Here is an 11,499-nt window from a genome sequence, read left to right as displayed (position 1 = left end):
TTATGTACTTTTATCTCGGTACCTTCTTATTCAAACCAAGGAGCTCTTGCTTGCATTATTAAGTCTGTAGCTTTTTGTTCATCAACTTTTACAATCTCAAGCAACTCATCTACTGATAACTCGGCTAAATCTTCCATAGTTACTATATTCGCTTTTGCCAACTGCTTAGCTAAGTCTTCCTGCATACCCTGCATGTTTAAAAGATCTTCTGCAGGCTCCTTATCACCTAATGCTTGAGATAAAAGAGCTGTCTTAGCCCTTTCTTGTAACTCATTGACTATATCCTCATCAAAGCCTTCAATTTCTAAAAGCTCTTCTTTATCTAGATATGCTAGGTCTTCTAATGTCTCAATTCCTTCTTCAATTAAAACTAAAGCAAAATCATGATCAATATCTAAAACTTCGACAAATTTTTCTACTATAGACATTTGTTTTTCTTCTTGCTCAGCATCTGAAAGGACATTAATTTTCCAGCCAATTAAAGCACTTGCTAATCTTACATTTACACCATTTTTACCAATAGCTTTAGATAAGCTTTCTTGTTTAACAACTATATCCATAGAGTTAGTTTCTTCATCAACATTAACCTCTAAGATATCCTCTGCAGCAACTGGTGATAAAGAATTAATAGCATATTGTACAATATCTTGGTCCCACAATATAACATCTACCTTTTCACCATTTAATTCGCTCATTATGGAATGAATCCTAGAACCTCTAACTCCCACACAAGCACCACAAGGATCTATTCTTTGATCATTACTTTTTACTGTGACCTTAGCTCTAAACCCTAATTCGCGAACTACATTAACTATAGTAATAATTTCTTCTTCAACTTCTGGAACTTCTAGCTTAAATAAAGCTTTTAGCATAGTGTTACTAGCCCTACTTAGCATAATAGTGTTAGGCTTACCTTCATCGTCACAGTCTACACTTTCAACACAAGCTCTAATTTTATCACCAACACGAAATCTTTCTCTTGCTATTAAATCTTTCTTTGGCAGTATCCCTTCAGCATTGTTACCTAAATCTACAATTAGCAACTCATATGTAGCTCTTTTAATTTCTCCATAAACAATATCACCAATTTTATCTTGATATATTTTTGCTGTTTTTTCTCTTTCAAAGCTTTTAATTTTTTTCATTAAGATTTGCTTAGCCGTAGCAGCAGCTATGCGACCGAACTCTTTGACTTCAACATTTTCTCTGAATACATCACCAGCTACAACATCGTAACCTTTCTCTCTAGCAACATCTTCGTATAATTCTTTAGAATAATCTATTAGATCCTTATCCTCAGAAACAATATGCCATACGCGTTCAGCCTTAAAATCACCTGTAACTCGATTAATCTTAACTTCTATATTCATCCTATCATCAAGCTCTTTCTTAAGTATCGTGACTAAGGCTTCCTCCATAGCTTCAAATAGAAGATTTTTTGAAATATCTTTTTCATTTGCTACCGTTTCTAATACCAATAGTAATTCTTTACTCATATTCTTACCTCTATTAACTAAAACTCTGGTGAAACTCTTAATTTCTTGAGTTCTTGAAAATCAAAACTTTCTTCTTTATTATCATCTAACTTTAAAACTATACTATTTCCTTCAACCCTATCTAAAACTCCTTTAAATTTTGTTTGTGAGTTTACTGGTTCAAATGTTACAGCTTTTACAGTGAATCCAATTAAAGCTTGTGCCTGATTAATATTGAAAATTTGTCTATTCATACCCGGTGAAGACACTTCTAGTACATACTTACCAGAAATAGGATCCTCTACATCAAAAATAGCACTTAAATCTTTACTTACTGTTTGACAATCATCCACAGAAACACCATTTTCATGGTCAATAAACACTCGTACCGTAACTGTACCACTACCAATAATCTCTATTCCCCAAAGGATATAACCTAAATCTGCAGTTATAGGCTCTACTATATCATATAATTTATCTAATAACATTTTCACCCCTTAATTTTGCTTATCTCCAGATAGCAAAAAGGCCCTTGAAGGGCCTTTAAATAAAAAATTTCTATTTGGTAGCGGGGGCTGGATTTGAACCAACGACCTTCGGGTTATGAGCCCGACGAGCTACCAAGCTGCTCCACCCCGCGTCTATGTGAATATATAATAGCATTATTTTATACTATTTCAAGTCTTTCTTAGCAATTAAAATCTCTAATAGCATCAATCATAGCTTTTACGTGTTCAGGATTAATGTCTGGATATATGCCATGACCTAAATTAACTATATAATTATTAGCTTTATCTGACTGGATAACATTCATATGTTGCTTTACTGTTTTTCGTATACTTTCTTTGTCTGAGTATAGAAATGCTGGATCAAAATTCCCTTGCAAGACTTTACCATCACCTATTCTTTGACGAGCTTGTTCAATAGTTATACTCCAATCAACACCAACCCCATCACAAGACAAATCTTTATATTCACCAAAAAAGTTTGAGCCTCCTTTTGTAAAAAACACTATTGGTACTGATGGTACAACCTGTTTGACATTTTTAGCTATGTATTGCATATAATCTAAAGAAAAATCTTTATATTGAGCTAATGGTAAAATCCCTCCCCAAGTGTCAAATATCATCAAAGAATCAGCACCTGCTTTTATCTGCTCTAACAAATAGATAACTGTAATATCTGCTAGTTTCTGTAATAATTGATGCATTAATTGTGGATTTGCATACATCATTTTTCGTAGCTTATTAAACTGCTTGGAACCTTTTCCCTCTATCATATATGCAGCTAATGTCCATGGACTACCAGTAAAACCTATTAAAGGAACACTTACAGCAGCTTTAGTTGTTTTAACAGCAGCATAAACATACTGTAACTTACTTATGCTTTCATCAACTTCAAGTAGCTTATTTAGATCATCACTAGTCTCTATAGGATTTAAAAAAATAGGACCTTCTCCTTTTACAAACTTCAGATCTAACCCCATAGCTTCTGGGATAGTCAATATATCCGAAAAGACAATTGCTGCATCTAGGTCATATCTTCTAAGTGGTTGTAAAGCCACCTCACAGCATGCATCCGGGTTACGGCACATATCCATAAAATCTGCAAATTTAGACCTAACTTCTCTATACTCTGGTAAATACCTACCAGCTTGACGCATTATCCAAACAGGTGGTCTATCTAACTTTTCTTTACTAAAAGCATTTAAAAATAATTTTCTCATACAATAAAACCTACTTTATAAACTTATCCATCTTTCTGTAGCTTATAGCTTCTTGAATTGCTTTTTTATCAACCTCATTATTACCATTAAGGTCAGCTATAGTTCTAGCTACTTTAAGTATCTTATAATATCCTCTTGCTGATAACCCTAGCTTTTCTATTGCTAATTCAAGCATTTTTTTACTATCCTCACCAAGCAAACAAACTTTATCAAGCTCTTTACTACTTAGCAACGCATTAATTTTATTCTGTCGTGATATTTGTAACCGTCGTGCCCTTTCAACTCTAGCTCTGACTAAGCTACTTTTTTCACCTTTAAGGTTTTGGTTAGTAAGATCTTCCTTAGACAATTCTAAAACTTCTACATGTAAATCTATTCTATCCAACAAAGGCCCTGATAACTTACTTTGATACCTACGTATTGTTTGTATAGAATCTGTACATTCCTTAGATTGAGAGCCCAAGTATCCACAGGGACAAGGGTTCATAGCAGCAATTAGTTGAAAGTTTGCTGGATATTCTACTTGACATCTAGCACGTGAAATATTTACCATCCCAGTTTCTAAAGGTTCTCGTAAAACTTCTAAAACTTTACGGTCAAACTCAGGCAACTCATCTAAAAATAACACTCCGTTATGAGCTAAAGAGATTTCTCCTGGCATAGGGTTACTACCACCACCCACCAAAGATACTCCTGAAGATGTATGGTGAGGGTGCCTAAAAGGCCTTTTATAAAAACTTTCTGCTACATTAGATTCACCTTTAATAGAGGCTATCATTGCTGATGAGAGAGCTTCTTGTTTATCTAATGGTGGTAAAATTGAGTTTAACCTACTAGCTAACATTGTTTTGCCTGTTCCTGGCGGCCCTACTAAAAGAATATTATGTCCACCAGCTGCTGCTATTTCTAAAGCCCTTTTCGCCTGATATTGGCCTTTTACATCCTCCAAGTCTTGATAAAGGCTATCAAAGTCGATATCTACATTAGGCTTTACTTTTGACTTGTTAATTTCACCTGATAAGAAATCCACTACCTCTTTTAAATTAACAAAACTATAAGCTTCAACACCTTCAACTAGACCTATTTCTTTCTCATTCTGAACCGGTAAAATAAGTTTTTTAGCAGCTTGCACACACTTAATAGCCATCGGTATAGCACTAGATACCCTTCTAAGCTCACCACTTAAAGATAACTCTCCAGCAAATTCAAAATCCTCAACATTCTTACTAACATCTATTTGACCTGATGCGTAAAGTATTCCTAAAGCTATCGGTAAATCAAATCTACCACTACTTTTAGGTAAATCAGCAGGAGCTAGATTAATAGTAATTCGCTTATTAGGAAAGTTAAAACCTGAGTTTATAATAGCACTGCGGACTCTATCTTTACTTTCTTTAACAGCAGTTTCTGGTAATCCAACGATTGATAGACTCGGTAGACCATTTGATAAATGAACTTCTATAGAAACTAAAGGTGCCTCTATACCAAGCTGAGCTCTACTTTTTAGTACTGCTAAAGACATAGCTATTTTTTCTCTGCTAACAGCTGGTCTAATTTAGCCTCTATACTTTCAAGTTTTTGACGCGTCTTTAAAAGTATTTTCTTTTGGGCTTCAAACTCCTCTCTACTTACTACATCAAGCTTTTTAAGGCTTTTTTTCAGAATACTTTCTTTTGAATTTTTAATTATATCATTTATTGGGCCAAGAACTTTTTTCATAATATATTTAAGTTTTTTTGTAGCATAATTAAAAGTATAGTTTGTAAAACTCAAATAGGCAACTAAGATTAATCTTTATATAACATTCACAACCTGAGAAAGAACGCCCAAAAGAAGCATCGGCATAATACCTAAAAATAGTAATACCAAACCATTTATACTTAATGCCACTAAAGAGGTAAGTGGTGCTTTTACTGTCTCTTCATTTTCAGGTTCGTCAAAATACATCATCTTGATAACACGGATGTAGTAGAATGAAGCTATCACTGCCATAAATAATACAAAACAAGCTAAAACGTAACTACCATTATTTATCAGTCCCATAATAACAAATAGTTTTGCTATAAAGCCACCAAATGGTGGAATACCTGCCATTGAAAATAATACTATTAAAAAGATAAATGCCAACCAGGGATCTTTGGTATTAAAACCTTTTAGATCATTAAAGCTTTGTACCTCATAACCACCAACACTTATAGTGGTCAAAACACCAAATGCTGCCAAAGTTGTAAATACATACACGATCACATAAAAACTAGCTGCTGTCAAGGCATAACCTTGTGGTTCCAAAGTCGTTGCTAACAGTACAAAACCAATTTGGGAAACTGTTGAATAACCCAACAGTCTTTTTATATTAGTCTGTGATAATGCTACTAAACTACCAAAGAATATTGATGCAATACCAATTACTCTAAATAAATATACCCATGATGCTTTAAATTCTGGGAAGCCAACAAATAAGATATTTACCAACATAGCAAATGCTGCTACTTTAGGAATAGTTGCTACAATATTAGCCACCGCGTTTGGTGCTCCTTCATACACATCTGGTAACCACATATTAAATGGTGCCGCACCAAGCTTAAATAAGAAAGTTGCTGTCATCATTACTAAACAGATTAGTAAGAATTTGTATTCTAAACTGTCAAAACTATGCGCAGTTATAAATTTAGCAATATTGACTATATCTAGCTGCCCTGTGATACCATAAACAAATGACATACCAAAGAGTAATAATCCTGAAGCAATCGCTCCAAGGATAAAATACTTAATTGCAGCCTCTAAACCTTTACCAGATTCACGATAAATCGCAATTAAAGCATATAATGGCAATGACAATAATTCTAAACCAATATAAATAGTTATCAGATTATGTGCTGCAGTTAGAACCATTGATCCTAAGATAGCTAACATTAGCAATGTATAAAAATCGCCATCGGAAATTTTTCTATCTTTAACATACTCACGTGAGTATAAGGCAACAAACAAAGATAAAACCAAGATTACCAGCTGTAATGTATAGGCAAAACCATTAAAGACTACTCGTCCTTCAAAGGCGCTTCCTGCTTGTAAGAGATACTCTTTAGCAAAAGTAGCTATTAGTGCTAAGCTTACAAATACCTGAAAAAAGATATAATTAATATTTCTAATTTTACCATGTAAAAATAGCCCAGAGAACATTACAATCAAAACACCTACTGCTAACAATATTTCTGGTAAGATAAAAAGAACAGATAAATTCATAACACCACCTTATAGAGATAAACCAACAATATGCGCCGAAGCTGCTGCTGAAAGCTTAAGTATCGGCTCTGGATATAAACCAAACAATAATGTTGGTACCGCTAATAGTATAAATACTAAAATTTCCATTTTATTTAAATCTTGTAAATTAGCTACTTGTGCTGAAACTACTTCACCAAAAAAAACTCGCTTATACATCCACAGTGTGTAGATTGGAGCAACAATCAAAGTTAGACCAGCTATCAAAGCCACAAGTGGAGAGTACTGAAAAACTGCCAACAATATCATAAATTCACCCACAAAACCACTGGTACCTGGTAAACCAACGTTAGCCATACAGAATAGTAAAAAGAACGTTGCAAATATTGGCATAGTTTTTGCCACTCCTGAAAATGATGAAATTTCTCTTGTATGCATTCTTAAGTACAAGTAACCAATACCTATAAACATACCACCAGAAGAAAACGCATGAGCTATCATCTGAAACACTGCTCCTTGTATAGCAAGTTGAGCATGAGTTGCTCCTAAATTAGGGTCTATATTTTTTAGTATAAATATAGAAAATAATCCTAAAGTTACTAAACCCATATGGGAAATAGATGAATAAGCTATAAGTCTTTTAACATCTGTTTGCGCAACAGCCACTATCCCGACATAAACAATTGCTATTAAAGATAAAATCACCAATACATATTCTAATGAGGTAGTAACCTCTGGTAACATTGGGATTGCAAACCTTAAAAAACCATATGCTCCTAACTTAAGCATAAGTGCTGCCAATATTACTGAACCTCCAGCAGGTGCTTCAGAATGGGCATCTGGTAACCATGAGTGAAAAGGCCACATTGGGATTTTCACAGCAAATGCTAAGAAAAAAGCACCAAACACTAGCCACTGTGCTGTAAGTGTAAACTTAACGGTATCAGCTAAACCTTGTGACTGTGTGGCCCACGCTATAAAGTTCTGGATAGAGTAAGTATCAGCATTGATTAAAATATCTGTAGAAGAATTAGCCACTCTAGTCTGTAAATACAATATAGCCGCTAGTAAAAACACTGAACCAAAAAATGTATACATAAAATATTTAACAGCTGCATAAGCTTTACGCTTACCGCCCCAGATACCTATACCTAAACAAGTTGGAATAAGTAAAGCTTCCCAAAATACATAAAATAAAATTGAATCTGTTGCAGCAAAAACACCATTAGTTAAACCACAAGTTATCAAAAAGATAGCCATATATTGTCTAACTTTGACTTTAATAGAGGTCCAAGCAGCTAACACTATTACCAAAGTAGTAAAAGATGTTAATACAATAAATAAAACTGAAAAGCCATCAACGCCTAAGCTATAGTAAACATCGTGTAAACCAAATACTTTGAACCATTTTACACTTTCTTTGAATTGCATCGCTGAACTAGAAGGATCAAACGCGCCTACTAAAGAAATACATAAAGCTAGTGTTAAACTACTAAATACTAGTGCAACCCAGCGCGCAGCATCTCCGTGTAGCTCTTTTGTTCTAGTAGCTAAAACTACAAAACCACCTACAATAGGTAACCAAATTATCAAGCTTAATAAGTAATTTCCTAAATTCATAGTATAAATCTACCCTCTAACTGCCTAAACTATTATTAGCAACATCATAAATAACAATACACCTATAATCATGATAAACGCATAATCATACACATAACCACGTTGCACTTTTCTAAAGTTATCACCTGTTTGGTATATTAGATTAGATGTACCATGTACAATCGTTTTATCTATGATAAATATATCAACTACCTTCCATAGAAAGGCACTGATACATAAAAATATTCTCACAAAAACCACATCATACAAAAAGTCTATAAAATACTTTCTAACTAAAATATGGTATATAACTCCTACACCTGAGCTAGTTTTTGATAAAAACTCTGGTATACAAGGAAACCAAATGTATAAAACATAAGCTAATACTAGCGCACTTAATGCTAACCAAAAAGGCAAGGTATCTATAGAGTGTTCCATAAAAGCAAAAGGAGCAGCAGTAAACGGTTCACTAGCTAAATGTGCCGTTACAGACACACCATGCAAACCAACTTGGCTATATGTACTTATCGTATCTCCAAACAACCCTTGATTTTGGGATAAAATACTATCAAAAAAGTATTCACCAATAAAAGCTGATGGAATAGCTAGCAATATTAAAGGTATTAATATACTAATTGAAGATTCTTTAAGATGCGATTTCTCATCTTCAGACATTCTTTCTTTACCATGAAACACCAGAAAAAATGTTCTAAACATATAAAAAGAAGTTACAAATGCACATGCTAAAACCATGTAATAAGCGAACTTATGACCAAATACAGTTGTACTTTGTGCAGCTTCAATAATCAAATCTTTTGAGAAAAAACCTGAAAATGGTGGTAACGCAGCTAAAGACCATGTTCCTATAAACATACATATATAAGTTACTGGCATATACTTTCTTAATCCACCCATTCTACGGATATCTTGCTCATGGTGCATTGCTACGATCACGGAACCTGCTGCTAAAAATAATAGCGCTTTAAACATCGCATGTGTCATAAGGTGGAACATTCCTATAGAAAAAGCTCCAGCCCCTTGAGCGACCATCATGTAACCCAACTGTGATAAAGTACAATAAGCAATAACCCTTTTTATATCTGTTTGAACTATTGCTATAAGACCCATAAACAAGCAAGTAATTGCACCTATTATAAGTACAAAACTTAAAGCTGCTTCTGATAATACAAACATCGGTGATAATCTAGCAACCATAAACACACCGGCTGTAACCATTGTAGCAGCATGTATCAAAGCTGAAATAGGAGTAGGACCCTCCATAGAGCCCTCTAGCCATGAATGTAATGGAAATTGAGCCGATTTACCCATAGCCCCGATAAATAAAAGCACACATATAAGTGTAACTGGACTAAAACTCAAACCTAAGAAATGAACAACCTGAGTATTATCAATATTAGGCAAAGCTGCAAAGACAGTACCGTAATCAACTGAACCTGTATATAAAATTACTGCACCAATACCTAATAAAAATCCTAAGTCACCAACCCTATTTACAATAAAAGCTCTTAAGCTAGCAACGTTTGCTTTCTCTCTATTAAAGTAGAAACCTATCAATAAGTAAGAAAATAATCCTACTCCTTCCCAGCCAAAAAATAACAATAGGAAATTATTACCCATTACTAAACATAGCATGGCAAAAGTAAAACCAGAGATATACGCAAAAAATCTCGCATAGCCCTCTTCACCTTTCATATAACCTATAGAGTAAACATGCACCAAAGTAGATACAAATGTAACTATAAGCATCATGTAAACAGTTATTCTATTTACAGTAAACCCAATATCGAAAGAAAACTCTTTAGATATTGGTGCCCACTGATAAAAGCTTATATCATATACATGACCGTTAAAAACACCATATGCTAAAACTGCACTAAGCACAAAAGAGAGACCACATAAAGAAATGGTAAAAAAGCTAACACCTTCATTTTTGACAGACCTACCAAAAAAACCTGCAATAACAGCACCCAATAAAGGTGATAAAACTATAACTGCTATTAATACGGCTGCTATTTGATTATTTATTATCATTATTGCCTAGCCTCTCAAAGTATTAAGTTTACTTAAATCAATTGTCTTGCGCTTTCTAAATATTGCAACAACTATCGCTAAACCTATAGCTGTTTCAGCTGCTGCTACTGCCATAATAAAAAACACAAAAACTCCACCTACTGCTTGTTGGTGCATATTAGCAAATATTAAAAAATTAGTATTGACAGCTAAAAGCATTAACTCTATAGACATTAGTAAAATCAAGATATTTCTTCTGTTTATAATGATCCCAGCAATACTTATAACAAATAAAATCGTACTAAAAATCAAACCATTTGTTACTGAAACTGATATTAAGTTACTCATTTGCCTTACCTTTATTACTTGGTATTTTTACCATTGTTAAACGATCTTTTGCTCTAACTTTAACTTGTTTAGCTGGATCAACAGATTTGTTATTTTTACGTTTAGATCTTAAAGTTAAAGTCACCGCCGCTACCATAGCTGCTAATAAAATAAAGTCAACTAGCTCAAAAACGTACAAATTATTATCATTAAACATAGTAAAGCCTATAATTTTTAGACCACCCACACCAGCTTGCATCTGACTACCTGCAAACACATGTATAGCGGCATAACTTATAATAGTAGCAAATATAGCACAAACAATTATAGCGGCTAAAGCATAAAAAAATCTACCTACTCTACCTTGTTCTTCAACGTGTAAATCCAACATAAATACTACAAATAAAAACATCACAAGCACTGCACCAACATACACCACAATCAACAGTAAAGCTAAATATACTTGTTGTAATACAATCCATACACATGCTGTAAATATAAATGTAAAAATCATAGCTATCACAGAATTGACTGGATTATTAGCCAACACTAATACCAAAGCAGAAACAATAGCTAACGATGCAAAAATATAAAATAAAACGTCTGTTAAAAACATATTTCTACCTAAAATCCTTATCTTGTAGTCTATCTGCTGCTATTTGAGATTCATATTTATCGCCTATTGCTAAAAGTTTAGCTTTAGTCATGATATTTTCACCACGCTCTTCAAAGTGGTATTCTAATATATTTGTTTCTACTATCGAATCTACTGGACAAGATTCTTCACAAAAACCACAGAAAATACATTTAAATAAGTCAATCTCATAGCTAGATGTTCTGCGCGAACCGTCTTCTCTTTCTGTAGACTCTATAGTAATAGCCAAAGCTGGGCAAACCACTTCACAAAGCTTGCATGCAATACACCTTTCTTCGCCGTTTTCATAACGTCTAAGAGCATGTAAGCCCCTAAATCTATTTGATATTGGCGTTTTTTCGTCTGGATATTGTACCGTAACTTTACGGGTAAAGAAGTGTTTACCAGTAACCTTAAGACCTTTTAACAATTCCCACAATAAAAAAGTCTTTAAAAAAGTCGTTATATTTCTCATTGTACTATCC

General features: G+C 33.8%; 11 protein-coding genes and 1 tRNA gene. All 12 read right to left on the bottom strand.

Features of this window, described 5'->3' with window-relative positions; all coding sequences use genetic code 11:
* Window positions 1-26: 26 nt before the first annotated feature.
* Window positions 27-1,496 (bottom strand): transcription termination factor NusA, encoded by a 1,470-nt coding sequence (gene nusA, locus E4K63_RS00805; RefSeq protein ID WP_133942383.1) that lies wholly within the window; start codon window positions 1,494-1,496, stop codon window positions 27-29.
* A gap of 17 nt (window positions 1,497-1,513) precedes the next feature.
* Window positions 1,514-1,963 carry a ribosome maturation factor RimP gene (rimP, locus tag E4K63_RS00800; RefSeq protein ID WP_133942382.1) on the bottom strand — a complete coding sequence of 150 codons (450 nt, stop codon included), beginning with the start codon at window positions 1,961-1,963 and terminating at the stop codon, window positions 1,514-1,516.
* 75 nt (window positions 1,964-2,038) lie between these two features.
* Window positions 2,039-2,115: transfer RNA gene (locus E4K63_RS00795), tRNA-Met, on the bottom strand.
* A gap of 48 nt (window positions 2,116-2,163) precedes the next feature.
* Complete coding sequence (gene hemE / locus E4K63_RS00790; RefSeq protein ID WP_133942381.1) at window positions 2,164-3,201, bottom strand: uroporphyrinogen decarboxylase; 1,038 nt, start codon at window positions 3,199-3,201, stop codon at window positions 2,164-2,166.
* A gap of 10 nt (window positions 3,202-3,211) precedes the next feature.
* A complete protein-coding gene (locus E4K63_RS00785; RefSeq protein ID WP_133942380.1) occupies window positions 3,212-4,723 on the bottom strand; it encodes a YifB family Mg chelatase-like AAA ATPase in 1,512 nt (503 codons plus the stop codon).
* A gap of 2 nt (window positions 4,724-4,725) precedes the next feature.
* Window positions 4,726-4,920: an accessory factor UbiK family protein gene (locus E4K63_RS00780; protein WP_133942379.1), complete on the bottom strand. Its 195-nt coding sequence runs from the start codon at window positions 4,918-4,920 to the stop codon at window positions 4,726-4,728.
* 75 nt (window positions 4,921-4,995) lie between these two features.
* Window positions 4,996-6,444, bottom strand: a complete 1,449-nt coding sequence (locus E4K63_RS00775) for an NADH-quinone oxidoreductase subunit N (protein WP_133942378.1) — start codon at window positions 6,442-6,444, stop codon at window positions 4,996-4,998.
* Between the two features lie 9 nt (window positions 6,445-6,453).
* Window positions 6,454-8,043 carry a complex I subunit 4 family protein gene (locus E4K63_RS00770; protein WP_133942377.1) on the bottom strand — a complete coding sequence of 530 codons (1,590 nt, stop codon included), beginning with the start codon at window positions 8,041-8,043 and terminating at the stop codon, window positions 6,454-6,456.
* Window positions 8,044-8,067: 24 nt separating this feature from the next.
* The gene (gene nuoL, locus E4K63_RS00765) at window positions 8,068-10,074 is read right to left on the bottom strand and encodes an NADH-quinone oxidoreductase subunit L (RefSeq protein WP_133942376.1); all 2,007 of its coding nucleotides are present in this window, start codon (window positions 10,072-10,074) and stop codon (window positions 8,068-8,070) included.
* Between the two features lie 6 nt (window positions 10,075-10,080).
* Window positions 10,081-10,401: an NADH-quinone oxidoreductase subunit NuoK gene (gene nuoK, locus E4K63_RS00760; protein ID WP_133942375.1), complete on the bottom strand. Its 321-nt coding sequence runs from the start codon at window positions 10,399-10,401 to the stop codon at window positions 10,081-10,083.
* Complete coding sequence (locus E4K63_RS00755) at window positions 10,394-10,996, bottom strand: NADH-quinone oxidoreductase subunit J (RefSeq protein ID WP_133942374.1); 603 nt, start codon at window positions 10,994-10,996, stop codon at window positions 10,394-10,396. Before E4K63_RS00755 ends, nuoK begins: the two co-directional genes overlap by 8 nt.
* Window positions 10,997-11,000: 4 nt before the next feature.
* On the bottom strand, window positions 11,001-11,489 hold the full coding sequence (nuoI, locus tag E4K63_RS00750) for an NADH-quinone oxidoreductase subunit NuoI (protein ID WP_133942373.1): 489 nt from the start codon (window positions 11,487-11,489) through the stop codon (window positions 11,001-11,003).
* Between the last annotated feature and the right edge of the window lie 10 nt (window positions 11,490-11,499).

Origin of the sequence: Allofrancisella inopinata, from assembly GCF_012222965.1 — a bacterium.
GTDB lineage: Bacteria > Pseudomonadota > Gammaproteobacteria > Francisellales > Francisellaceae > Francisella > Francisella inopinata.
Note: the sequence above shows the minus strand (reverse complement) of the source record. Positions and strands in the feature narration are given on the sequence as shown.

Bases quoted from the DNA above. Each gene is read 5' to 3' on its own strand.
- nusA (WP_133942383.1), bottom strand. From the start codon at position 1,496: ATGAGTAAAGAATTACTATTGGTATTAGAAACGGTAGCAAATGAAAAA.
- hemE (WP_133942381.1), bottom strand. From the start codon at position 3,201: ATGAGAAAATTATTTTTAAATGCTTTTAGTAAAGAAAAGTTAGATAGA.
- nuoL (WP_133942376.1), bottom strand. From the start codon at position 10,074: ATGATAATAAATAATCAAATAGCAGCCGTATTAATAGCAGTTATAGTT.
- E4K63_RS00755 (WP_133942374.1), bottom strand. From the start codon at position 10,996: ATGTTTTTAACAGACGTTTTATTTTATATTTTTGCATCGTTAGCTATT.
- rimP (WP_133942382.1), bottom strand. From the start codon at position 1,963: ATGTTATTAGATAAATTATATGATATAGTAGAGCCTATAACTGCAGAT.
- E4K63_RS00780 (WP_133942379.1), bottom strand. From the start codon at position 4,920: ATGAAAAAAGTTCTTGGCCCAATAAATGATATAATTAAAAATTCAAAA.
- E4K63_RS00770 (WP_133942377.1), bottom strand. From the start codon at position 8,043: ATGAATTTAGGAAATTACTTATTAAGCTTGATAATTTGGTTACCTATT.
- E4K63_RS00775 (WP_133942378.1), bottom strand. From the start codon at position 6,444: ATGAATTTATCTGTTCTTTTTATCTTACCAGAAATATTGTTAGCAGTA.
- nuoK (WP_133942375.1), bottom strand. From the start codon at position 10,401: ATGAGTAACTTAATATCAGTTTCAGTAACAAATGGTTTGATTTTTAGT.
- nuoI (WP_133942373.1), bottom strand. From the start codon at position 11,489: ATGAGAAATATAACGACTTTTTTAAAGACTTTTTTATTGTGGGAATTG.
- E4K63_RS00785 (WP_133942380.1), bottom strand. From the start codon at position 4,723: ATGTCTTTAGCAGTACTAAAAAGTAGAGCTCAGCTTGGTATAGAGGCA.